Here is a 24,526-nt window from a genome sequence, read left to right as displayed (position 1 = left end):
TTCCTGTGTTCGCATGGAGCTCTGTGTGGTCACGTGGAGCCGTCCGCCGGTGGCCCGAGCAGGTCACGCAGCCGCGACTTCACCACCTTGCCGAGGTGGTTCTTCGGCAGTTCGGGCACGAACAGCAATCGGCTCGGCAGCTCGTGCCTGGCGAGCCGGTCCATCAGGAACGTCCGGAGGTCGGCGGGGGTGACCGGCGATCGGGTGACGACGGCGGCCGCGGTGACCCGGCCGAGCACCGGATGGGGAACCCCGACCACGGCGGCCTCGGCGACCGACGGATGCTCGTACAGCGCGGCCTCCACCTGCAGCGTGGACACCTTGTGCGCGCCGGACTTGATGACGTCGCTCTCACGGTCGACGAGGTAGAGGTAGCCGTCCTCGTCGAGGTAGCCGACGTCGCCCATGCGCACCCAGCCGTCACGGAAGATGTCGTCGCTCAGCCGCCGGTCGCGGTAGTAGGAGCGGGTCCCGGCGGGCGAGCGCAGCCAGACCTCGCCCCGCTCCCCGGCCTTCGCGGACCGCCCGCCCTCCCCGACGATCTTGAGGTCGCCGCCCGAGGAGGGCCGCCCCACCGACGCGGGCCGATCGGGGTCCACGATCATCACGGTCTGCGCCGGAGCCGCCTCCGTCGAGGTGTAGTAGTTGACGATCGTCGCCCTCGGGAACGCCTTCGCCATCCCGGCCGCCACGGCGGGCGGCAGGCTCGCCGCCGTGGAGCCGAGCAGCCGCACGCTCGACAGGTCGTGGCGCTCCTGGACGCCCGCGTTGAGCAGCTCGATGGCCATGGCGGGCACCACGAAGACCGTCCCCACCCCGTACGACTCGATCAGCCGGGCGAAGCGCGCGGGCGTGAAGCGCGGCAGGGTCAGCGCGGCCGGGCGGGCGCCCAGGGCGTTGACGAGCATGGTCTGTCCCGCGTTGCTGCCGATGGGGAACGCGTGCAGGAAATGCCGGGAGTGCAGGAGCGTGCGGCGCCGAGGGTCGGCGGAGAGGCCGTAGGCGAGGTTGGCATGGGTGGCGCCGACCCCCTTGGCCCGGCCCGTGGTGCCGGACGTGTAGATGATCTGCGCCAGCCCGCCGGGGGCGACGTCCCGCCGCACCGGGCCGTTCCCTCCCCGGTCCCGCTCCTCCAGCTCCGACGGCGTCGCCCGCCAGGCCCCCACGTCAGGCGGGCCGACGCCGGACCCGTGCAGGACTGCGCTCACGGAGCAGTCGGTCAGCGCGTGGCGCACCTCGGCGGGAGCCAGCCGGCCGGACAGCGGCACGGCGACGCAGCCGGCCCGCATGACCGCGCACCAGGCGACGGCGAGGTCGATCCAGTCCCGCTCGTCGAACAGCAGCCCGACCCTGCCACCGGACGGCAGACCGCGCTCGACCAGTGCGCGGGCGACCGCGTCGGACCGCCGGTCCCAGGCGCCGAACGTGAGCGTCCCGACCTCGGCCACCACGAGCGCCGGGTTCTCCGGCCGCTCCTGGGCGCGACGCGCGAGCAGGTCCGGAATCATGAGCCCGGCGTCACGGTTCACCACGCCAAGTGACCGAAATATTTCGGGAGCATGACCCACCTCCTGATTCACAGTCCATCAGACAGGGCCATATAGGGCCGCCCCGAAGCCCGTACGTTCGGAAGAATAGGCAATCGGGGCCGTTTGCAACAGAGAAATATTTAAGTACTTTCCCGAAACTTTCGGCTCGGCGAGCAGGCGCCGGCGGGGGTGTTCGCGTCTCACGAGACCTCGGGAGGTCGGTCACGTCCTCGAAGCCGGCGGGTAGCCGACCTTGAGGTCCCTGAACCTGAACGGCGGCCGGCGACCTGGACCGTTCGTCCACTGGCAGGAGACACCGTCCTCGACGACGAGGCGAGCCCTTCGGCGCGGTGGTGGGGTGCGATCAGTGGGTCCGCGCGCTCGGGCGCGCCGCCAGGGCGGTGATGAAGGTGGCGACCTCGTCGGGGTTCTCTTCGGCCATGAAGTGCCCGGATGAGGTGGGCTGGTAGGTCAGGTCCGGCGCCCAGGCCCGCCACAGCGATGCGGCGTCGAAGCCGAGCTGGGAGCCCCAGTCCTGCGAGATGACGCCGACCGGCATCGCGAGCTGCGCACCACGCTCACGGTCGGCTCGATCCATGTCGAGATCGACGCTCGCGGTGGCGCGGTAGTCGGCCACGATGGAGTCGATCGCGGCGACCGAGCTGTCGATGTAGTAGGCGCGCTCCTCCGGGGTGAACGTCGTGCCGCCGGGGTCCCACGCGTCCAGGAAGGAGCCGAAGAACTCCGGGGCGACTGCGCGGATCATCTTCTCGGGAAGCCCGACGGGCTGAGCCATCAGGTACAGGTGCCAGGCGACCTTGGCGTCGGCTCCTCGCAGGACGGCCCACGTGTCCAGAGTGGGCAGGACGTCGAGGATCCCCAGGTAGTCCACGACGGCGGGGTGGTCCAGGCCTGCGCGGACGGCGACCAGCGCGCCGCGGTCGTGCCCGACGAGCCCGAAGTGGTCCGCGCCGAGGGCGGACGCGACCGTCACGATGTCCTGGGCCATCGTGCGCTTGGAGTACGTGGCGGGGTCACTCCCGTCCGGCTTGTCGCTGGCGCCATATCCCCGCAGGTCAGGGACGATCACCGTGTGGTCGCCGGCGAGCCTCGCCGCGACGTGGCGCCACATGTGGTGGGTCTGCGGGAACCCGTGCAGCAGGACCACGGCCGGCCCGCTCCCGCCGACGGCGACGTTGAGGTTGACGCCGTGGGCGCCGGGGATGGTCCGGTAGTCGAAGCCGCTGATCGTCGGTCGAGTGGTCATGCGTTCTCCTTCGCGTCGGGCGCGGCGCTGTCATGGGCGGCGGGGGCCGGACGGCCGGAGAAGATCCCGGCGGGCAGCGGGGCCCGCCGGGACGATGCCTTCAGGGCCGGGATGACGACGGTGTCGACGAGTGCGGACAGGTACTCCTCGTCAACGGCGAGGTCGTTGACCCGTCGCAGCAGGAGGGCGGCGCCGACCACCTCCTCGAAGGCGAACGGATCGGCGCCGTGGGGCAGCTCGCCGCGTGCGATCGCGTTGTCGATGACCTGTCGCGGCAGCCGAGCTCCTGTGGGGCCAACGGCGTTCTCGATGGCCTGGCACAGGTCCGGGTCCTCCAGACCTGCTTGCAAGAGCAGCATCGCGGTCTGACTGTCGGCAGCGCGCATGGTCTGGTCCAGGCGCCGGCACAGGCTCAGCACGTCGCCGCGCAGGGTGCCCGTGTCGATCGGCTCGCCGGCCTCGCGCCGTGCGGGGCCGGCCTTGACCGCAGCGATCACCATCTCCCGCTTGGACCCCCACCGTCGATACAGGCTCGCCTTGGAGGTCTGGCAGCGCCGGGCGACCTCCTCGAAGGACACCCCTTGGTAACCGGACTCCGCCAGCACCTCCAGGACGACAGCGGTGATCCGCTGATCCAGGGCCGCGTCACGGGGACGGCCGCGCGCCGTCCCATTTTGATACGTCACGAACCGTATCGTAATACATGGTGCTCACCTTCAACTTCAGCAGGGTCAGCCGGTCGATGCCGTGCTCTGCGGCACTTCGCACGGCTTATCGACTCCTACCGATGAGTTGAGCCGGCTTACGGCTGTCGCGCCGGCTTCCTGAGCACCTCCGTGAGGACCGAGATGCTCTGATCGCCGTAGCCCGCCTCAACCGCCCGCCTCACCAGGTCGTGGAGCGGGGCAAGCCAGGCCGTGTCGACGTTCGTCTCCCCGGCCAGGTCTTCGTCGTGGGCCGCCGCCGCCAGGAAGAGGTTCACCGAGGAGACGGCGTCGGTGTAGTCGCCGCTGTCAATCTCCTTGGCGTAGGTCGGCAGCAGGGACTTGATCATGTCCAGCCACTTGCCGGCGAAGCGCACCATCGTGTTCACCTCCAGCCCGCGCGCCTGGACCGCGGCGGCGCCCTGGAAGAAGCCGACGAGAGCCGGCAGCAGCATGGCACCCACCGCCATCTCGTACAGGGCAGCCAGGTCGGCCTCGTCGCCGAGGTGGACGGTGTCGCCGCCCAGCACCTTCAGGGTCGTCTCGAACTCCTCGAAGACCGCCTTGTCGCCGCTGTAGTACAGCAGGGTGTCCGGCGCTCCCACGGCCGAAGGCACGTTCTTGACCGCGCCGGCCAGGAACCGGGCGCCATGGTCGATGGCCCAGGCGGCCGTCTCGCGGGCCCCGGCGGGGGAACCGCTGTTGAGGGTGACCAGGGCCCGTCCAGGCAGCGACGCGCCGGCGGGCCGCAGTGCCAGCCGGGTGTCATCGAAGGCGGTCAGGCAGGTGACGACCAGGGGACTTGCCGTTACGGCGTCCTCAACGGCCTCCGCATGCCTGGCTCCCATGGCGATGAGGGGCGCGGCTTTGGCGGCGGTTCTGTTCCAGACGGTGGTCGGGTGTCCGGCCTTGACGAAGGCCTCGGCCAGTGCTGTGCCCATCGAGCCCAGTCCGATGACGGTCACGGGTGTCATGTTCTTCGCAGTCATATGCGTACTCCAGCCACAGAGATAAGGAGGCGAGCCGCTGCCTTGAGACCGTCGTGGTCCTGGCGCGAACCTGACCCATGCTGGCCGGAGCGCTTACATTCTCTCAAGTACCTACATTTTTGCCGGGTACTGACATAAGTGTGAGTATAGGCCGGTGAAAGAGACGAAGAAGCGGACGTTCACCTGCGGTCTCGACGCTGCCATCGCCGTCATGGGAGGCAAGTGGAAGGGGTTGATCCTGTTCGCGCTCCAGGATGGCCCCCTGCGCTTCGGTGAGTTGCGGCGCGCGGTGCCCGGCATCAGCGAGCGGGTGCTGATCCTGCAGTTGCGGGAGATGGAGACCACCGGGCTGCTGCATCGTGAGGTCTATCACCAGGTCCCGCCGAAGGTGGAGTACTCGCTCACCGAGTTCGGCCATTCGCTGAACACCGCGATGGCGCCGCTCGGTGAGTGGGGCGAGGAGCACGTCGAGCGCATCGAGGCCATCCCGTGGGACCAGATGGGGTGAACTGGCGCGGACGGATGGGCAGCTCGGCATGCCCTGATCCGGTCGGAGACCATGCGGCCTGAGCCGGTTGACCTACATGATCGTAGAGGCGACGCTGGTCTGCTCTGCTGCGGTCATGGGCGTACGAGCCTGACGGCGAGGAAACACGGTCTTTGGTGCAGCCTGTCGTAAGCGGCCTCGTCGATCTCTCGCAGTTCGGCCACCGGGCGCGGCTCGATGAGTCGTTCCAGGACGAATCCGGCGACCAGCAGCTCACCCAGGAACGTCTCCAACGGCATCCGCTGGAAGCGGATCGACAGTGAGCTGCCATTGAGGGGAAGCTCGACCCAGTCGTCGGCGTAGTACGAGCCGCCAAAGTGGCGCCAGTCGGCCGCCGGGTGGGTCGTCGAGACCACGAGCCATCCCCCGGGCCGCAGCACACGGCGCAGTTCGCCCAGCAACCGCGCGCGATGGGTGAGGTGGTGTAACACCAGTGCACATACGACCCCGTCGAACGACGCGTTATCGGCGAAGTCGAGGGGTTCCTCCAGATCGTGCAGAACAAGCGTGGTCCGCTCGCCTGCGCGTACCCGCGCGTGCTCCAGCAGCGTGGCGCTACCGTCGACGCCGACCACCTCTGCACCGCGTGCCAGCAACTCAGCCGCGTAGTGCCCGGCGCCGCAGCCGACATCGAGGACCTTCGCGCCGGCGACGTCACCGGCGAGGTCCAGCATCGCGGGCCGATCGGTGTAGGCGTTGTACGGGCTGATGCCGGCGTGCTCGGCGAAGTAGTCTCCGAGCGCGTCGTGGTAGGCGGTCTTCGGGGGCATCAGCACATCATGGCGGCGCTTGTGATCCACCGCGAATGGATTTCAGCGTGCCGGAGCCACACTCGTGATCAGATGCCGGACGCTGACACTGGTACAGCTTGACACCTTAGCCTGGATCCACGGCTAGAAATCTGATGGATGTGTTGTGAATGCGGCGAGGTACCCTCTGACCTGGGAAGATTGGAGTTCTCTACGCTTCAATCAGCCAGCTCAGGAAGGCACCTCGTAAGTGCGATTCTCCCACGCCGCGAGCAACACTCATGCGATCTTCGATGAAGAGCATCTAATCTCCTACGGTGGGCTGGCCCCGGCGCTGCGGCTGGCTGAGCGGGCGGGCCTGGAGCGTCTGGTCGGCGAGCATGTGGCCCCGGCAGCGGCGGACGGAGCGAACGCTCCTGCGAAGATCGCCTCGATCGTGGCCGGGATGGTCTGCGGCGCCGACACTACACAGGTTGAATACGTAGAGTCCTAGCGCGTGACGGATCGCTTTCGAAGCGGTACGACCGAAGCATGCGGTACGGGCAAAGGGGTGGGTACACGCCCGCGGAGCAGGAGCGGCGGGAGCGTGTACGGCTGCAGGCGGCCGAGTGGTTCGAGGCCGGAGAGCCGACCAGGACGGTCGCGGCGCGGTTACGGGTGCACGAGCGGTCGGTGACCCGCTGGCGGAAGGCCTGGCGGGAGGGCGGCAGGTCGGCGCTGCTGTCCAAGGGGCCGGTGTCGAGGGAGAAGCTGTCGGCCCGGCAGTGGGCGCGGCTGGATGCCGAGTTACGGCGGGGCCCACTGGCCTGGGGTTATGCCGAGGACCAGTGCTGGACGCTGGGTCGGGTCAAGACGCTGATCGGGCGGCTGTTTCACATCGGCTACACCATCGAGGGCGTGGGCAAGCTGCTCCATCGCCACGGCTGGTCGGTGCAGGTCCCGGCCCGGCGCGCGATCGAGCGGGACGAGGAGGCCATCACGTTGTGGAAGGCCGAGGTGTGGCCCGCGGTAAAAGAACCGCGGCGGACCTGGGTGCCTACCTCTGCTTCGAAGACGAAGCCGGGCAGGGTCTGAGGCCGCCGAAAGGACGCACCTGGGCGCCGGTCGGCGCCCGGCCGGTGGTGACGGTACGGGGCAGAGGCTCGGGCCGGGTCAACATGGCCGGCGTCCTGTGTTACCGCGACGGCGAACGGCCGCACCTGTTCTACCGCCTACACGTCCACCACGGCCGCAAGGGCGAGCCCAAGACCTTCTCCTGGATGGACTATCGGGACCTGATCGTGGCCACCCACCAGCACCTGGGCACGCCATTGGTGTGGTGCTGGGACAACTTGAACGTGCACCTGGCCACGCAGCTCGCCGACTTCGCCGCCGAGAACGCCGACTGGTTACGCATCGTCCAGCTTCCCGCCTACGCTCCCGAACTCAATCCAGCCGAGGGTGTGTGGTCGCTGCTCCGCCGGGCCTTGGCCAACTTCACCGTCACCGACTTGCCCGGTCTGGTCCGAATCGTCAAACGCAAGCTGAAGAAGATCCAATACCGGCCCCACCTGCTCACCGGCTGTCTGACCCAGACCGGGCTCACCCTCGATACCCCGGCAAACCCATGACCGACTCTACGAATTCAACCTGTGTAGCAATGAGAGTAAGAATCTTGTGCGTGTTGCCTTAGGGCCTAAGAAACATCCGGAAGCCGACGAAGCATCTCTGGTAGCTACCGCAAATCATCCGTTCTGGGATCCCGTGCGGCGAGAGTGGATAGAAGCAGGAAATCTTCAGCCCGGACAATGGCTCCAGACGTCTACTGGAACTTAGGCACAAGTTGACTCTATCCGCAACTGGACGGCAGTCCAGCGCGTGCATAACCTCTCCATTGCTGGTTTTCACACCTATCATGTTGCAGCAGATGATGTTAATCTCCTCGTCCACAACACGGCGCCATGCTATAAGCTGGCGTCGGACATCAAGAAGGATTCATTTCTAGTTCGCGAGGCCAAGGCAGCTGGCGCGAGCCGCCAGCGAAGCCTAAATCAGCTGCTTGTACAGATCGCCAATGGAAATTTCAACTCAGGAATCGGCGGCTCGGCTTTGAAGGGAACGGATGTTGTCGGCAAAGCTAATAAAAGAAAAGAAGACAGGGTTATAGCGAGGCTGAAGAAACTGTATGGATAATGACGCTTACTATACCTGGCGAGAAGCAGGATTCTCCGTATCGATACTGCTCGATGGAGATGCCGATCCAGAAGATCTAGAACGTGGAGATGCGATCGTTCTCTTGCCGAGGGGAGATCGATATAGTGCACTGCTGCTCACAAGAGAGGAGGTCGCTCGCGTGATGGATCGTGGTGCAGAATCCGGAGAATCGCTGAGTGGAAGCTATTTCTGCACATCCGATCTTGTGATTGTTAGGCTGCGAGGGGTGACAGCTATGATTGATGTGATCCGGGATATCGTTGCATCTGGTAATATATCGGCCTATCTTCCCAAGATTGTGGACGATGGAGAAATCGTAGTGCCAACGATGTAACGTAGCAAAACTATGCCGCCTAATGGATAACTGTATAGGTGTATATTCTGCGCCGCTGCCAGAGCCTCGCCACTGTCCAGCGCATTGTCGTCGGCAGGACGCGATCACGTCCCGCGTCGTGCTGAACTAACCTCGATCCTTCAGGGGTGCTGATCGTTTGATTGAGTGTCCGGTTGCTGCCCTTTTGTCCTGTGGTGAGGCTGGGCCTTCGCGTGTCGCTGCGGCTGCGTCCGGTTCGCTCTATCACTTGATCGCCTTTCGCGGGTTGCGCCGCGGAGAGGCGTGCGGGGCGCGGTGGGTGGATCTCGACTTCGACGACGCCGTGCTGACGGTGGCCAGACAGCTCACGATCGTGGACCGGAAGGTACGGGAAGGGCGTCCGAAGACGGAAGGCAGTGATGCGCCGGTGGCCCTCGACTCGGGAACGCTGGCTGTCCTGCGCGCGCACCACCGGCGGCAACGTAAGGAGCGGCTGGCCTCGGCGGGAACATGGCTTGAGTCGGGTCGGATCTTCACCCAGGAGGACGGCAGCGAGCTGAAGCCGGACTGGGTGTCGGAGTACTTCGAGCGGCTGGTCTTCGCAGCCGGGCTGCCGCCGATTCGTCTGCACGATCTGCGGCACGGCGCCGCGACCCTGTATCTCGCGGCGGGGAACGACATGAAGACCACGAGCGCGATGATGCGGCACTCGAATCAGGCGATCACGTCGGACACCTATACGAGTGTGCTGCCGGAGCTGGCTCGGGTGGCGGCGGAGGCGAGCGCGGCGCAACCCGCAGGTCACAGCGGTGATACAGGCGCGCCCTGCAGGATTCGAACCTGCGACCGTCGGATTAGAAGTCTGTGGATCAGCGTGCCGGGTGGTGTCAGGTCTTCGCGCGTTCTGACATTTCCGCAGGTAGGTGAGTCGTAGGCGGGGTCGGACAGTGTCGGAAACACCGTGCTGAAACGGTAGTGTCCGAGACTGCCGGTCCCCCTACGGTCCCCCACTTGGAGCCCGACGACCAGGCGCAGCACAGCCCCGATCGCGGGCCTGCCCTGCCCTCGTTGAGATCTTCGGGTGGCGCAGGACTCCTCACTGGGCCTGGACCGGACAACCATGGACGCGCTCGTAGACGGTGGGGTCGTCCGGCAAGCTTGAAGACAGCTGGCCCGCAGCATCGGCGGCACGCCGACAAGGCCGGGGCGTCGGCCACACCCGCACTTGACGGTCGTCGAGAGTGTCCTCCACGATGATCATCGAGGCGAAGAGGTACAGGTGTCATGACGTTGTCCGGCAGGCACATCTCCCTGACGGGTTGTGCGGCACTAGTTGCAAGTTTGCTGGTGCTCGCAATTATTGTGATCGGATCAGGCTGGGACGTACTTGGCTTCCCCAGGGAACCTAACGTACGAAAGGTGGATCCACTCGCGCTTTCGGAGATTCGTAAAGTAGGGCAACTAATCGGCGAGGATACCGACATAGCTCACGAGTGGGAGAACGACTACGTTGAAGCGAAGCACTTGGCAGTATACCTGAAGCCAGGTACGGGGAACGATATTATCACCGAGGCCGAAAAACGCTTGCACCAGGCGGGTTGGCATGTCTGGAACAGAGAGCCGCCCGAAATTTTCCTGGAATCGGCCAAATGGCCTGCCACCTACATGGTGGTGGAGGGCCTTGGTGGGGCGGACATTTTAAGCGAAAAACTGCAAAAAGCAGTCAATGCCTCCAGCTTGGCCGTAAGCAGGATGGTATATATCGTCATCCACAGATAGATGCACTGCTGCGTTAGCCTCGATGACTCACGGGGTGGCCGTCCCTCCTAGTGGTTTCAGCTGATGGAGGTTTCCGACTGATCGTCCCGTTCGCTTCGGGCGACCGGGACGGCAAGCCGCCCGAAGCGCTCGGGCGGGCGGCGGTTCCACAGGCCGCGGCAGGGGCGGAAGTTACTCCTCTCCGGATCGGCGGGACGCGATCGCGATGGTCAGGTAGGTGCGGGCAGGGCGCAGAGCCGCTGCCAGCAGACCAGGAAGGCGTTCGTCCACGGCCAGGTGGCGCTGATCTTCAAGATCCGCCGGCGGGCGTGGCAGACGAGCCGGGCGGGCAGATGCCACAGGCAGTAACGCAGGGTCTGCGGCTCGGCGCGGGCCAGCTCGGCATCGTCGTGCAACCCCAGCAGTCGCGTCCAGGCATCGAAGTCGGCGGCGAGGTTGGCGGCCAGCACCCAGCCGACGTTGACGTTCCAGGTCTTGGACGGCAGGTTGCGCAGCCCCATCGCCTTGTTGCAGCGCACCCGGTCCTCGACTTCGGCGTGGTCGCGGTGGACGGCGTCGATGAAGGCGAGCTGGTGGCTGCCGGGCACGCCGCGCAGGCCGCGCGGCCCACGCGATAGGCGCGCCCTGCAGGATTCGAACCTGCGATCGTCGGATTAGAAGGGTGGTGTCAGGTCTTCGCGCGTCCTGACATTCTCGCAGGTAGATGGATCGTAAGGAGGTCGGACGGTGTCGGAAACACCGCGCTGAAACAGCAGTGTCCGAGACTGCCGGTCCCCCTACGGTCCCCCCACATGGAGCCCAACAACCAGGCGCAACACGGTCGTGATCGCGGGCCCGCCCTGCCCTCGCTGAGATCCTCGGATGGAGGCGGCACGCCGAGGAACCATCGCGCATCTCCAGGTTCATGTCTTCGACACATGTCGGCGGGATCCCCGAGTTCCGCAGTTGGCGGGCAGACGAGAGCTCAAAATTCCGAGACCACAACCCTCATCATGATCACCAGGCGACGCTACCAGCAAGCTCGCTGTCTAAACAGCATTGGCCCTCTTAGTGAGTGTTTGAGATCGACGATCTTGCTTAGCCGCAGACGATTTTGGCCTGTCGCCGAGCGGGGCCGCTCCGGGTGAGGCGGCGGGTCATGCCGGCGATGGCAGCCCAGCGGATGATCGCCTCGGAGACGGCGGGGTCGCGTTCATAGTCACGGGCAAGCCGTCGGCAGGCGGTCAGCCAGGCCAGCGTTCTCTCTACCACCCAACGGCGGGAGATGACGCTGAAGCCGCGCTGGTCAGCGGGCTTGCGCACGATCTCCAGGGTGGTGCGCAGAGTGTCACGGGCCCAGTCCACCAGCCGGCCGGCGAAGCCCTGGTCGGCAAAGACGGGCCGGATCGGGGTGGTCAGGTACGCCGACAACAGGGCGGTCTTGGCGCCATCGCGGTCCTGCCAGCTCGCGGCCAGCACCGCGACCGTCACGAGCAGGCGGGTGGTGTCGGTGACGATGAACCGCTTGCGGCCGTTGACCTTCTTGCCCGCGTCGTAGCCGCGGCTGTCGCGGCCGACGGTGTCGGCGCCCTTGACGCTCTGGGAATCGATGATGCCCGCGGTCGGCTCATCGGCGCGGTCGGCCTGGCGGCGGGCCTTGACGCGCAGCTCGGTCAGCAACGCCTCGGTGACGCCGACCTGTTCCCACTGCTGGAAGTACCAGTACACGGTCTGCCAGGGCGGCAGATCGGTGGGCAGGTAGCGCCACGGGCAGCCCGAGCGGACCACGTACAGGATGGCGTTGACGATCTCTCTGCGTGGGTGCTTCTCCGGACGCCCGCCGGTGTTCGGCTCAGGCAATAACGGCTCGATCAGCTCCCACTGCGCATCGGTCAGGTCCGAGGGGTAGCGATCCGAGGGCATTGGGCCACCTTGGCAGTGTCAGTGCTCGTCGTCACGCTGCCGCGCCGAACATGAAGATCTTCCAAACACGCACTTAGCCTCTGCGCTCCACTTAAGGGACCTTTGACACCTCAATATAGACAAGTGATCGTTCTTCGACAGGCACCTTCTCAAGCTGCCTCAAAACCTCTGGGTAGTCTTCTAGATACGCAGCATTGAATGGCCTCAAGACCACCTCTACGCCTTTCCACTTACTAGAGTTCATCGATATAATGGTTGGGCGGTTTTCAGCAACAGTCACCCAGCTTCGCTCGCCCAGAAGATTTGCAGCCCGATCGAGCGCCTCTTGCTTACCCTCAGTTCCGACGTCTATCACTAGCAGGTTGTAAATTTGCGTCCCGTTACCCCAGCTGCTCTCGAAGCTGGACTCCGCCTTAGTCTCCCCAATACTACGAACACTCTCGAGAGCAACCGACGGAACTCGCAGGATCAGAGGTGCTGATCCAAAGCAACTTGTGAGTAGGATAACTACACCGATAGCGATCGGAGTTACCCAATAGCCACGAACCCTATCATTTCCAAGGAAGGCCATCAGTCGCAGTCCTTCTCCCAGCCCACACGATTGCAGAATTCATCCGCAGCATGACCCGGGGAAAGCCATGTCAATATCTGATTGCGGCGCGCTATTCCAGTCAGCCGGCTGTTGCCTTGAAGAGCCTTATCTTGCCAACCGCTTTCCGCCCAGGCTCTGAACTTTGTCGTAGTTAGCTTCGTGTTGCCCGAGATAGGATTATCCACCGTTACACCAGAACATCCACAGTAAGCAATTGCAGCTTCCCTGTCATCGAGATAATGCTTCACCCCACCTTTCATGTACCACACGTTTTCCTTCAAATGAGCCAGCCAGGCGGCGGCCAAATGTATGGCCCGGTTCGGATTAAACGCCTGCTCGGCATATTCGCCGATTGTTTTACCCTCCCACTCCTTCTTCCCGTAATGTTTCATCATCATCATGCGAACCTTGTAAATTTCCAATTGGGCAATGCCCACAGATACCCCCGCCCCCTGATTTTTCCTATCTCCAAGATTCCCGAAAACCCAGTCAGCGAATTGACTCCACGCCCCATATTTGTTGGCCTTCTGATTGATCTCCCAAAGAAGGACGGCAGTAAGAACATTTTTGTTGATTCCATGGTTCGTTGCTGCCTTGGCTATAGTTTTATGGTACCTCAGAAGGCGCTTATAAGTATCGTAGTACTTGAATTCAAGCTTTTTTGGACTGTAAATTGGGCCACCGGCATATCCGCCACTGGCATATAGATGGGCGGTTGCCATTGCACCGCCCGCCAAAGCCCAGTTATTCATCAACCTAATATCATCTGCTTCAGGATACCAGCCAGCCATATAGGCGTTACGAACTTCTTCTGAAACTGCGTCGTCCCAGAAGAACGGCTGGTCTACCGGCCGTCCGTTGTTCATAACTCCGATACGTTTGGCCTCCTCATCCGACATCAGTGGACTGGAGTCGTAGTCGTAGCCGGGGGAGTTGATGAGATCGCTCCACCAGCGTTCGTTTACGTAGGTCTCGTGGCAGATGCTGCTGCTGCTGTCGACGCAGCCGCCTCCGTAGCTCATTGTGGTACCAGCGTAGGCGCTGATATCTCCGTAGCCGGTACCCGGACTCTTGAACCCGCCGTTGAGGGCGTCACCACCTCCCGCTCCCAAGCACAGGTAGCCAATGCTGCATCCGGCACCCGAATAGCCGCTGCCGCTGTCGGTGCCCAAGCCCGTTGAGGTGGTGTAGTGGCCGGTTGGGTCGATGCCTGTCAATGGTGCGGCGTTGGCGTAGGTGTAGCGGTTGGCTTGAACGGACGGCCTCGGATTTAGGGTGGCGGTGTCGCGACTGGTGAAGGTGCCGGTTACGGGCTGGTACCAGCGGGCGTGCATGTTGACCTTGCCGGTGTCCGGGTCGGTGTACTCACCCTGGTATCCCAGTGTGGTGGCGGCGCCGGTCCGGGCGGTGACAGCACCGAACGGGTCGTAGCTGGTGCTGCTGGTCAAGGATGTGGTGAACGTGGCGACCAGGTCGCCGTGCAGGTCCGACAGGGCGGCGACGGCAGACCCGCCGGCTTCCTGCAGGCCGAGCAGGGCTCCGAACGCGTCTCGGCTGTACTTCGCCTGGAGGGTGCCGCCAGCGCTGATGGTGGCCAGGTCGTTGCCCAGCCCGGAGTAGGCGAAGGTCTGGTTGGTGGTGCCGCGGATGCGGCTGGTGACGCGGTTGAGGGCGTCGTAGCTGTAGAGGCTGTCGCCGTCGGCGATGAGCCGGTCGAAGGCGTCGAAGGTGTAGGAGGTGGTGGTGCCGTTCCTGGTGTGGCCGGCCAGGGTGCCGCGCGGGGTGTAGGTGTAGTCGGTGCCGTCGCCGGAGGTGAGGCGGTTGCGTTCATCGTAGGTGAAGGTCTTACTGCCGGCTTTGGTGCGGTTGCCGGAGGCGTCCCACTCATATGCGGTGGTGGTGCCGCCGGGGGCGGTCCAGGAGGTCAGGCGGCCGGCGTGGTCGTAGCCGTAGGTGTTGGTGCCTGCGCCAGCAGTACCGGTGGTGGTCTTGGTGGTGAGGTTGTCGTCCTTGTCCCACCCGTAGGTGATCTTGGCGAGCTGGGTGCCGGAGCCGTTCTTCAGCGTGTGGCCGGTCAGCCGATCCATCGCGTCGTAGTCGAAGGTCTGGGTGCTGGCCTGGCCGCTGGTGGCGGTGATGGTCTTCAAGCGGCTGGCCGCGTCGTAGCCGTAGGTGAGGGTGCGGCCGGTGACCGGGTCGGTGGCGGTCTGCAGCCGGCTGTTGTTGTCCCAGGTGAAGGCGGCGGTGCCGGCGGCGTCGATGCGCTGGATGGGGTTGCCGAGCGCGTCGTAGCTGTAGGCGCTCTGCTGGCTGCCGCCCTTCGACACGGTCAACGGAAGGCTGCGGTCGTTATAGTCCACGCTCAGGTCACCGATCGTGGTGGCGCGACCGGCCAGGTCGTAGCCGAAGCTGCGCTCGGCGGTCGCCGCACCGCCGCCGCTGCCGTCCTCGTCGGTGAGGCGGCCCAGGTGGTCGAAGATGCGGTCGATCCGCACCCCGCCCGGCTGGACGGTGGCGACCTGGTTTCCGGCCGCGTCGTAGAGGTGAGTCCAGGTACGGTCGGACAGGTTCGGGTGGACGGTGGTGGCGGGTTCGGTGACGGTTTCGGGCAGACCGAGGCTGTTATAAGCCGTCCAAGTGGCGTTGCCGCGGCCGTCGGTGAGCCGGGTGCGGGCGCCTGCGGCGTCGTAGCCGAAGCTGGTGGTGATCGACTCGCTTGCGGAGACCGGTTCGATCAGCGAGGTCAACCGGCTGAGGGCGTCGAAGGTTTGCTCGGTGGTGTGACCCTCCGGCGTAGTCGCGCTGGTCGGGTTGCCGGCCGCGTCGTAGCCGTAGGAGAAGGTGCGCTGCACGATGCCGCCGGAGTTGAGGTCCTTGGCCGCGGTCTGCCGTCCGGCCAGGTCGTACTCGGCGGTGGTGGCGTTGCCCAGCGGGTCGGTGGTCTTGATCAGGCGTCCGGCCACGTCATAGTCCATCGTGGTGGTCTGGTTGGCCGGGTCCTTGACCGCGGTGACGTCGCCGGCCGGGTTCACCGTGTAGATGGTGGTCTTGTTACCGGGGGCGATCTGCTTGACCAGCCGGCCGGCGTCGTCGTACTCCATCCGGCTGACGTAGGCGGCGGTGGAGGGCTTGCGCTCGATCCGGGTGCTGGTGATCTGGCGACCCAGGTCGTCGTAGGTGGCCTCAGCGCGGGCACCTGTCGGGTCAGTCGTGACCCGAGTCTCCCCGGCCTCGTTGTATTCGGTCACCCAGGTTCCGGCGGTCTGCCCGGCAGGTGCCGGATCAGTGACCCTGACCTGGCGGCCGAGCTGGTCATAGGTGTAGCCGGTCACGTTGCCACGCGGATCGGTAGTGCTGGTGCGTAGTCCGGCCGCGTCGTAGGCGTGCTGGATGACCGGGGTGATCGGGCTGCCGCCCGGCGGGGTGTAGGCGGGCGCGGTGGCGCTGATCAGGCGTCCCGCCTTGTCGTAGGCGGAGATGTGGGTGCGGCCCTCTGGGTCGGTCTGGTGGGTCTGGTTGCCGGCGGTGTCGTAGCCGATCAGCGCCGACGGGCTGGTCTGGCTGGTGGTGCCGTTCTTGTCCACCTGCACCTCGGGGGCGGTGGTCTCCACCAGCCGCTCCAGCGCGTCGTAGCGCAGCGTGGTGGTGTAGTCGGCGGCGGTGGCGCCGTCGGCGTTGCCTCGCGGGTCGGTGATGGAGGTGACCAGGCCGCGCTCGTCGTAGCCGAGGGTGGAGATGATGTCCTGGGCGCCGTTCTCGACGGTTTCGCGGGTGATCTGGTTGAGCTTGTTGTAGGCGTAGCTGGTTGACTCGGTCCGGCTGGTGCCCGCGGCCGTCAGGGTCTTGCTGGTGACGTTGGTGTTGGCGTCGTAGGCCAACGTGGTGGTGCGGGCCAGAGCTCCCGGGTCCAGCGTCTGCGATACCAGCCGGCTGGCCTGGTCGTAGGTGAAGACGGTGATGGCGGTGCCGTGGCCGGCCATCTGCTCGATCAAGTTGCCCGCCGGGTCGTACTCATCTGCGCGCACGACCACATCGCGCGGCGTCGTTGAGCCGTTGAGCTTGGCGTCGTCGGCGATCTGCTCCTTGAGGCGATTGTCCGTCCAGTACACGTTGGTGGTCTTGCGGCCCATCGCCTCCACGCTGGCGACCCATCGTCCGGCCGCGTCGTAGGCGTAGGACTCCAGCAGCAGGTCTTGTGGCGCCTGCGGGTTGACCGGGCTGCCGGTCCAGCCCTTCAACGTGCGCGAGACGAGTTCGCCGCGCTTGCTGTAGCCCGACTCGATGACCGTGCCCCGTGGGTCGGTGGTCTGCATCAGCCAGCCCCGCTCGTTGAACACCTGCTGGACCACGCCGCCCTCGGGGCCGGTGATCGTCTCCTGTCGGCCGTGGCTGTCGTAGGTGTAGGTGGTGACGCGGTCGGGCTCACCGCCGGTCAAATCCGCCACCGTCTGCGACAACACGTTGCCGTCCGCGTCGTAGACGTAACGGCTCTGAGCGGTGTGCGTGACCTCGGTGATCTCGTTCTCCACCCCGGGAGCCGTGCTGGTGGTCACCCGGCCGCGCCCGTCGTAGGCGATTGTGGTTTCCGCGCCCGCAGGGACGGCATCGGAGATGCGGGTGCTGGAGACGAGGCGGCCCAGCAGGTCATGCTCCAGTTCGGTGACCAGGCCTTCGGGGTCGGTCTGCTCGGCCAGGTCACCGGCGGCGGTGTAGCGGTAGCTCCACACGTTCCCGCGCGGATCGGTGCGGGTCTTGACCAGGCCCGCCGGGGTGCTGCCGCCGCCGACCGCGCTCTCGGTGCCGTCGGTGTAGGTGACGCTGGTCGAGCGGCCGGACGGGAAGTCCGTCGTCTTCGGGCTGGTCTGTGCCGTCGGCTCGCCGTAACTGTTGTAAACGGTGGTGCTGGCGTAGGTGTTGTCGGTGTCGGAGTTCGAGCGGCCGTCCCGATAGGCGACCACTCGGTCGTTGCGCGGGTCGAACGGGTCGTTGGCGTTCAGGTAGTACGTCCAGAACTCGATCGCGCATTCTCCTGGGGCCCGGCAGTACTGCCGGCCGAGGGTGTTGCCGCGTTTGTCCTGGTAGATCTCGTTGGCGATGTTGTTGCGGTCGATGACCTTCTTCAGGAAGCCGGCCTGGTCGTACTCGTACCAGGTGGTGTATTCGAGTTGATCGGTCTCGCCGCGGATGCGGTAGCCGCGCCAGGCGTCATACAGATACACCAGCGTCTCGTCGTCCGGGTCGGTGACGGTCACCTGGGCCTCACCGTACTGCTGGTTGATGCCGAGGTCGCCGATCTGCCAGGTGCCGCCGTGGTTGTCGGTGTGGGTGGCGATCCGGTCGGTCTTGCCGTCGTAGGTGTTGGACGCCCACACCCGCCCGGACGGCAGCGTGATCGTCGACAACTGATGCGTCGCCCCCGCTCGGGCCGCGTAATGCGCCTGCACCTCGGCCGCGGTCAACGGCTTACCGTAGAGGGCGACCTCGTCCATCTGGCCCTGCAACGGGAACGCCTGTACCCCGGAGGGGACCGCCGGCGACTTGGCCGGATCGGTGACGCCGTTGCCGATCGTGGCGTAGGTCCGCCACGCCGTGCCGGCGCCGGTGGTGGTGCCCGCCTGCTGCCCGTCCAGATACAGCGTCTGATCCTCACCGGCCACGGTCAGCACCACGTGATGCCATTGGCCGTCGTTCACCGTGCCGGTGGAGGTGATGGGGGTCATGACCGCGTCCAGCGCGCCGCGCAGCTTGCCGTCGGTGCCCACGTACAGCATCGCGCCGCGGGCGAGGTCGCCGGTCTGCTGGGTGCCGGCCGCGACCAGCACGCCGGACTGGCTGGTCTTGAACCAGGCCTCCACTGACAGTTGATCGCCCAGGTGCGGGATCGTGTTGGACGGCAGCTTGACGATCGAGCCCGTCTGGAAGGTGGCGGCGGTGTCGGTGGTGCCCGTCAGGGCGCCCTGCTGGCCCAGCGTCACCCCCTGGTAGGTCAGATCTCCGGCGCCGGACCCGAGGTCGGTGCCGGTGGTGCCGGATGCCTCGCCCAGCCTCCAGTAGCCGAACGGGTCGGAATCCAGCACCCGGCTGCGATACAACGACCCGCTGCCGTAGGCGTAGGTGGTGCAGTTCGGTGCCGCCACCGGCGCGCAAACCTGCTCCAACCGGCCCGCGTCATAGGTGTAGGTCCAGGTCAGCGGCTGCCCGCCGACCGGGTCGCTGGAGACTGAGGCCACCTGGTCGCCCTGCCAGGTGAACGTGATCGACCGGCCGCCCACCCCGCTGACCGTGGTGAGTTTGCCGCCGACGTCGTAGGTGAGGGTCTGGGTGCGTTCCCGCGAATCCTTGATCTCGGTCAGCTTGCCGGAGGAGTTGAACAGGTAGGTGGTGGCGCTCTTGTCCATCAGCCGCCACTCGCCGCCGCTCTCCTCGGCCAGGGTGGCGTACATGCCGGGCGGCGGCTGGAAGGTGCCGTCCCCGTTGGAGATGAACCGCACCTGACGCCCGTCCGGGTAGGTTACCAGCGCTGAGGTCGAGGCCCCGCGTACCTCCTTGGCCACCTTCATGTCCCAGCGGGTCGACCAGCCCACACCGAACATGCCATCGGTGCGCGGGTCCATGCTGTTGTAGGTGCGCACCACCGACAGTGGCGGTCCTGCGGTGGCCACGGTCAGGTCGGTGAAGGTGGCGGTGTAGTTACCGGTCTGCTGGTTGAACTCCTGCCCTCCGGCGCCCGGAGTGGCCAGCAGCGACGACACCACCGGTTGGCGCACACCGGTGGTGAAGGTCAGCAGCGGCGAGTCGGTCGTGGAGAAGTCGTAGGGGTCGCGGATGGTGACCCGCCACCAGTACTGCTTGCCCCACGCCAGCTTCCCGGCCGGCACCTGCCAGTTGTTGCGGTTGCCGGACACGTATCCCGAATCGGTGCATCCGGAGCCGGACATCGCCTCCACATCGCAGATCTTGAACGAGTACGACAATGCCGAACCGCCGTTGTTGCTGCTCCCCCACGCCCGCAACGTCGGCCTCAGCACGTCGACCAGATAACCCTGCTTCGGGTAGACGTCCACCAGGCTCGGCACCGCCAGCACAGCGCGTTCGGCCTGTTCGGCGTTGCGCACCCCCGCCGGCAGGTCTTCATCCGTCTGAGTACCCGTGTCCTGGGTTCGGTCTTCGGCGGGCACAGCCCCCTCGGGAGGCTGCACCTGCGCCTTCCACCCACCCCCGGGTTCTGCCACCTGTTCCAACTGCGTTGCAGGCAGCAACGACGGCAGGTTCTGCGCCGAGCCGCGCATCTGCTGCGGAACCACCGGCGAAGCCGCGACATCGTTGGCCAGCGCCGTCACCGAGGTCGCCGTGGCCGGGTAGGCGGGCAAGATGAGTAAGCCCGGCGTCATACCGGCCAGCGCGACAACAGTGCTTACAGAACGACGCCATGACAAAACCCGGCGCATGCGCCACCACACTCCGAACCACAACGGACGTTAGGACATCGACCGTCACTCGTCACCGCGCGTTCCACGTTCCTGCTGCGGCTCGAAGTTGATCGTCTAGCTAAGATCAACGTAAGAAAACCGGTCCAACCCGACAAGATCCGCAATGATCACAAATTGGACACCGGCTCTAGCGGGCGAGTTACGCTCCGTACGCATTCCCTCGGCGCGGAACCGGGCGCGCGCACGGTAGGAGGCACAGCGACAGTCAGCCGTCGAAAGAGTCCGGCGCCTTCCTTTCGGCCAGCGACCAGGACGCATTTGGCGCAGTATCAGACCAGTCACCTATCGTGTCCCTTGATCACGGTTCGCTTCTTCTCGATCGGGCCACGGGCACTTTCCATCTCGCGTTCGGGATGAAGGTCACGGGGCTGGTCCACGTATCGCCCGGAGCGAGCCTCCGCGGATTGCTTTATGCGCACAGCAGCTTCAACACTGCGTCGCTCGGGAGACAGCGTCCTGCGCCGGGCGACTTCCTGCTCCACAGCAGCATGCTGGCGCCGCAACAGCACACGATTCCCGCGGGCGGCCTCCTCCCGCCGCCCGGCATCAACCACATCCTGAGCACGAGCACTTCGTTGAGCAGCGGTGAAGTCTCGATCCAGGTCGTCGCGACGGCGCCGTACCAGCGGCCAGGTGACCTTCGGCGGTGCCTGTTCCGCCGCCTCCTGGGCGGCCTGCCGCAGCTCCGGCATGCTCTCGGCGAGGACGTCACGTCGTTGCCGGTGCTGCGTCCGCTGGTCCGCCACGCCCGCCAACTCAGTTTCCAACTCGCGGCGGCGTGCCCGTTGCCACGGCCGCAGCTTGCCGAGTTCGCCGGCGAGGTCGTGCTCACGCTGACGGAGCTCATCGAGCTGGCGGCCGTCCGCCGCCGCGGCGAGGGCCTGATGCAGTCGCTCGGCGGCCGACGATGCCGCCTCGATTCTGCGGACCTGCTCGGCCGCATGATCGCGCTTGGCGATCAGCCGGCTCTCGATGGGGCCGCCGCCGGCTTCGGCGAGCCGGCGCCGGTCCCGCTCGGCGGCCCGGATCTCGGCTTCCGCGACGGCGATCTGCCGGTCCAGCTCGTGCAGGCGCATCTGGAGCTCGCTCTCGGCGAGCAGGCCCACCCCGTACCGCGACTGGGCCAACGCCAGGGCCGCCGCCGCCCGCCGCACGGCGACCAGCGCCTCACGCTCAGCATCGCGCGGCTGGCCGTCACCAGCCCTCGCAGGGACGTCGTCATCGCGAGACACCTCCCGGTCGGCCGCATGCTCGCGGCTGATCTCCTTCTCCCGTCCGCCGGCCGGGCGCGGGGCGACCGGCTCGGGCTCGGGAGTGAGGAGCTTGTCCGTGCGGTCGCCTTCCAGGGTGGCGGCGTAGGCTTCCATCGCCCGCTGCAGTTCATGGTCCTCTCCCCTGACCTCGCCGTGACGCGCGCGATCGGCGTCGGTTTCCAGCAGTTCCAGCGGCAGATACAGGCGGGCGGTGGCGCGGTCGCGGGCCATCGCCGAGTACAGCGTGTGCGGGTCCAGGCCCATGCCGTAGATCAGGGCGTGCTCGGTCGTCAGCCCCTGCGCGGCGGCCACCGTCATCGCCGTCCCGTACGACAGACCACCCTCGGCGATGAACCGCCGACTGATCCACTCGGTGGCCAGGGCAGGCCCGTCGGGGCCTGCCTGGCGCCACTCGACCTGGACCCGGTGGCGCGCGTCGATGGCCACCACTGTGCCGCGGTAGCCATTGAGCACGTTGAGCTCGCCCTCGCCGCGCCGGGCCCGGTAGTCGTTGCGCCGTACGCGGACGTGATCCCCGACGGCCAGAGTGATGCTACGGCCGCCGGCGATCCGGTAGGTGCGCTCCGGCCCGGTGATCTCGCCGAACTCGCGCCGCAGAGCCCGAGCCGCCAGATTGAGCCGTTCGACGGCTTCGTTGGTGCCGGCCAGGACCAGCACGTCGCCGAGTTCGTCGTGCACCGCCTCGCGGTCACCGGTGCGATAGGACTGCCTGGCCTCGGCCCAGTCGGCGATCAGCCGGGCCATGGTGTCGTCGGCGCCGCGCCCGAAACGCACCCGCTCGCCCTGGCTCCACACGTACAGGGCTTCACCTCGTTGGTGGGCCCGCCACAGCTCCAGGGCTTTGCGTTCCAGCGGATCCCGCTGGCGGCGGTTGTGCCGCAGTATCAGCCCGCCGATCTGGCGGTGCACCGCGCCGAAGCCGCCGCCGACGCCGACCGCGCGCAACTGCAGCGGGTCGCCCACGAGCACGATCTTGGTGCCCCTGCGTTCGGCCTCCTGCAGCAGCACGGCCAGCTCGCGATCGTCCACCATCGCGCCCTCGTCGACCACCAGCACGTCCACACCCCGCAGCCCTCGCCGGTCGGGATCGCGGATGCGGCGCAGCCAGCCGGCGACGGTGTGTGAGGCGATGCCGGATTCGGCGGTCAGGTTCGCGGCCGCCACTGCGGCGGTGGCCGCGCCGCGCACCACGAGGCCGTGCGCCTCGAACGCGGTCTTGACGGCCGCCATGAGCGTGGTCTTGCCCGCGCCGGCCACACCGATGATCGCCTCGACACCGTGCCCGCCGGCCAGCACCCGCTCCACAGCGGCTCGCTGCTCGCCGGACAGCTCCACGGCGTTGCCGACCTCGAAGGCGTCGACGGCCATGCGCACCGTCCGGGCGTCGAGAACGGCTACGCCGCTGCCGTACCTGCGTCGTACGCTGGCCAGGATCGCGTTCTCGGCGTCCAGGACGTCCTGGGAGGTGAAACGCTCGGCGTTGCTCAGGTGGCCCGGCCCGGATTCCGGTAGTTCCACGGCGGGCGCGTGCCGCAGGACCTCGTCGGTGAGCGCCTCGGCATCGGCCACGCCCGCTACCCCGTCGGGCAGCGCGTCGATGACCGCAGCCAGCACATCGGCGCGGGTCACCACCTTGCGATGCGCGGTTAATCCTCCTCCGGCGCGCCAGATCCAGGCGGCGATCTGTTCGGTGCTCGGCCGCGGCGGCAGGGCGGCACTCTGCTGGGAGGCTTGGATCAGCGTGTCCGCGTCGATGCCCTCGGCTGAGAGCTGGCGGAGCCAGTCCGCGCGCAGGTCCACGTCCCCGACGTCGTCTCGTTTGTGCTGGCGGCTCTCGGCGGCAGCCACCTTGCGAGCCCGGCGCGAGGCCTGCTCATACGGCTTGCCGAGCTGGGCCAGCAGCTCCTTGACCTGCCCGTCCCGCTTGGAGAACAGGACGCGTACCCGTTCGGGGATAGCGGCGATCTCCCAGGCGCCGGTGTGCGGGTCCCGGATCCAGGAGATGCCGTACCGCTCGGTCAGGACGCGGCGGATGCGGGCCTTGAGCAGGGCGTCGGCGGCGTGCGCGTGCCGATGGATGTCCCGGCCGCCGGCGGCGATCGCCGACCACCGGCCGTCGCCGCGGCCGCGCACCAGGTTGGCGATGGTCACGTGGGCGTGCAGGTGCGGGTCGGGTGCCGCGCCGTCCACTGGCCGGGCGGTACGGTGCCACATCACCCATCCGAGCAGCCCGGTCGACTCCTCCCGCTCGGCTACCTGGCCGTCGCCCTGGTGGCCGCGAAGCCCGTAGGCGGCCCAGCCCTCCACCGCCCCCACTGTCTCGACCACGGCGTCGGCGAACACCGTCTCCAGTTCGGCGGCGAACTCCCGCCCGGCCAGCCCGTACAGCACCGACAGGCTCTTGGCGACGTCCAGGGTCAGGTCGTAGCCGCGGTTGCCGACGCGTACCCGACCGGTGCGCCACCGGCGTGCGGCGGCCAGTTCGTCGGCTGGGTACGCCTCCCCCACGTCGAGGTCGGCGGCGCGGGCGACCTGCTCGATCTCGGTGACCGTCATGAGATGGGCCTCGCCTTGGCGGGAGATGCCGCGCGCCATGCGGGCCACGCGCCTGGCCACCGCGGGCCGGTCGGATAACCGCTCCTGCACCGTGGTGCCCTGCTCGGCCGCGGCCGCTTCCAACGCCGCCAGGAGCGGTGCGGCGGGCAGCTTGGCGCGCGGGTCGACCGCGTGCTTGGCGGGCACCAGGACCTCGCCGCTCCACGGATGCACGCCGTTCATCAGCGCGCGGGCGGTGGCGTACTGGTCGGGGGTGAGCGGGGTCTGCGGGATGATGCCAAACTCGCCCAAGCCCTGGCCGATCCACATCAGTCCGCGTTCGTCGGCCAGGTAGGTGAGCTGCTCGTGCGGTTGCTGGGGCGGTGCGCCTTCAGCTCGGTCATCCTCGCGGTGGGCGCCGCATCCGGCGCCGTCCTGCAGTCGGTACTCCACCTGTTGCGTGGAGGGTCCGATCACGCTCACCCAAGCCAAGGCGATCCACCTCCCCCTGGCGGCCGGTACGGCTGCGGACCAGGCGCGAACATCGCAGATACCTTGGTCCAAGGACATGATCAGGTTGCGTAGGAGTGAGATAGATCGTCAAGATCATGCCGGTTGCAGGTGGGTTGGCGGCAGGTAAGGATCTCGCCGGGGTGTACTCAC

17 protein-coding genes are annotated in these 24,526 nt (G+C 66.6%); 7 read left to right on the top strand and 10 right to left on the bottom strand.

Going from position 1 to position 24,526, the window contains the following annotated elements:
- Positions 1-29: 29 nt before the first annotated feature.
- From ACQEUU_RS34140 to ACQEUU_RS34125, 4 genes are all read right to left on the bottom strand, one after another.
- Positions 30-1,529: a class I adenylate-forming enzyme family protein gene (locus tag ACQEUU_RS34140; protein ID WP_433073816.1), complete on the bottom strand. Its 1,500-nt coding sequence runs from the start codon at positions 1,527-1,529 to the stop codon at positions 30-32.
- Between the two features lie 364 nt (positions 1,530-1,893).
- Positions 1,894-2,796 carry an alpha/beta fold hydrolase gene (locus ACQEUU_RS34135; protein WP_433073813.1) on the bottom strand — a complete coding sequence of 301 codons (903 nt, stop codon included), beginning with the start codon at positions 2,794-2,796 and terminating at the stop codon, positions 1,894-1,896.
- Positions 2,793-3,482, bottom strand: coding sequence for a TetR/AcrR family transcriptional regulator (locus tag ACQEUU_RS34130; protein ID WP_433073810.1), 690 nt, complete (start codon positions 3,480-3,482; stop codon positions 2,793-2,795). Before ACQEUU_RS34130 ends, ACQEUU_RS34135 begins: the two co-directional genes overlap by 4 nt.
- Before the next feature lie 116 nt (positions 3,483-3,598).
- Positions 3,599-4,474, bottom strand: a complete 876-nt coding sequence (locus ACQEUU_RS34125; RefSeq protein ID WP_433074496.1) for an NAD(P)-dependent oxidoreductase — start codon at positions 4,472-4,474, stop codon at positions 3,599-3,601.
- A gap of 169 nt (positions 4,475-4,643) precedes the next feature.
- Between ACQEUU_RS34125 and ACQEUU_RS34120 the strand changes: the two genes are divergently transcribed.
- Positions 4,644-4,997 (top strand): winged helix-turn-helix transcriptional regulator, encoded by a 354-nt coding sequence (locus ACQEUU_RS34120; protein ID WP_433073807.1) that lies wholly within the window; start codon positions 4,644-4,646, stop codon positions 4,995-4,997.
- A gap of 113 nt (positions 4,998-5,110) precedes the next feature.
- Here ACQEUU_RS34120 and ACQEUU_RS34115 read toward each other — a convergent pair whose 3' ends face one another.
- On the bottom strand, positions 5,111-5,806 hold the full coding sequence (locus ACQEUU_RS34115) for a class I SAM-dependent methyltransferase (protein WP_433073804.1): 696 nt from the start codon (positions 5,804-5,806) through the stop codon (positions 5,111-5,113).
- Between the two features lie 510 nt (positions 5,807-6,316).
- On the opposite strand from ACQEUU_RS34115, the gene ACQEUU_RS34110 reads away from it, so the two are divergent.
- The 6 genes from ACQEUU_RS34110 to ACQEUU_RS34085 all read left to right on the top strand — a co-directional run bounded on the left by ACQEUU_RS34110 (position 6,317) and on the right by ACQEUU_RS34085 (position 10,070).
- Positions 6,317-6,859, top strand: coding sequence for a winged helix-turn-helix domain-containing protein (locus tag ACQEUU_RS34110; protein WP_433073801.1), 543 nt, complete (start codon positions 6,317-6,319; stop codon positions 6,857-6,859).
- Positions 6,769-7,395, top strand: a complete 627-nt coding sequence (locus ACQEUU_RS34105) for an IS630 family transposase (protein WP_433073798.1) — start codon at positions 6,769-6,771, stop codon at positions 7,393-7,395. Before ACQEUU_RS34110 ends, ACQEUU_RS34105 begins: the two co-directional genes overlap by 91 nt.
- A 247-nt stretch (positions 7,396-7,642) precedes the next feature.
- Positions 7,643-7,957 (top strand): hypothetical protein, encoded by a 315-nt coding sequence (locus ACQEUU_RS34100; protein ID WP_433073795.1) that lies wholly within the window; start codon positions 7,643-7,645, stop codon positions 7,955-7,957.
- The gene (locus tag ACQEUU_RS34095; protein WP_433073792.1) at positions 7,950-8,312 is read left to right on the top strand and encodes a hypothetical protein; all 363 of its coding nucleotides are present in this window, start codon (positions 7,950-7,952) and stop codon (positions 8,310-8,312) included. Before ACQEUU_RS34100 ends, ACQEUU_RS34095 begins: the two co-directional genes overlap by 8 nt.
- Positions 8,313-8,469: 157 nt before the next feature.
- Positions 8,470-9,225, top strand: coding sequence for a site-specific integrase (locus tag ACQEUU_RS34090; RefSeq protein WP_433073789.1), 756 nt, complete (start codon positions 8,470-8,472; stop codon positions 9,223-9,225).
- A gap of 350 nt (positions 9,226-9,575) precedes the next feature.
- Positions 9,576-10,070, top strand: a complete 495-nt coding sequence (locus ACQEUU_RS34085) for a hypothetical protein (RefSeq protein ID WP_270155954.1) — start codon at positions 9,576-9,578, stop codon at positions 10,068-10,070.
- 209 nt (positions 10,071-10,279) lie between these two features.
- Here the strand turns inward: ACQEUU_RS34085 and ACQEUU_RS34080 are convergent, their stop codons facing one another.
- The 5 genes from ACQEUU_RS34080 to mobF all read right to left on the bottom strand — a co-directional run bounded on the left by ACQEUU_RS34080 (position 10,280) and on the right by mobF (position 24,346).
- Positions 10,280-10,657, bottom strand: a complete 378-nt coding sequence (locus tag ACQEUU_RS34080) for a transposase (RefSeq protein WP_270155953.1) — start codon at positions 10,655-10,657, stop codon at positions 10,280-10,282.
- A gap of 490 nt (positions 10,658-11,147) precedes the next feature.
- Positions 11,148-11,972: an IS5 family transposase gene (locus ACQEUU_RS34075; RefSeq protein WP_270155952.1), complete on the bottom strand. Its 825-nt coding sequence runs from the start codon at positions 11,970-11,972 to the stop codon at positions 11,148-11,150.
- Positions 11,973-12,063: 91 nt separating this feature from the next.
- A complete protein-coding gene (locus tag ACQEUU_RS34070) occupies positions 12,064-12,543 on the bottom strand; it encodes a hypothetical protein (RefSeq protein WP_270155951.1) in 480 nt (159 codons plus the stop codon).
- Complete coding sequence (locus ACQEUU_RS34065) at positions 12,543-20,012, bottom strand: LamG-like jellyroll fold domain-containing protein (protein ID WP_433073784.1); 7,470 nt, start codon at positions 20,010-20,012, stop codon at positions 12,543-12,545. The genes ACQEUU_RS34070 and ACQEUU_RS34065 overlap by 1 nt, the downstream gene beginning before the upstream one ends.
- Before the next feature lie 320 nt (positions 20,013-20,332).
- On the bottom strand, positions 20,333-24,346 hold the full coding sequence (mobF, locus tag ACQEUU_RS34060; RefSeq protein ID WP_433074493.1) for a MobF family relaxase: 4,014 nt from the start codon (positions 24,344-24,346) through the stop codon (positions 20,333-20,335).
- Between the last annotated feature and the right edge of the window lie 180 nt (positions 24,347-24,526).

The sequence above is a fragment of the Nonomuraea sp. CA-218870 genome (genome assembly GCF_050936535.1).
Classification (GTDB): Bacteria; Actinomycetota; Actinomycetes; order Streptosporangiales; family Streptosporangiaceae; genus Nonomuraea; species Nonomuraea corallina.
The sequence above is the reverse complement of the archived record's forward strand: the minus strand, read 5'-3'. Positions and strand labels throughout refer to the sequence as shown.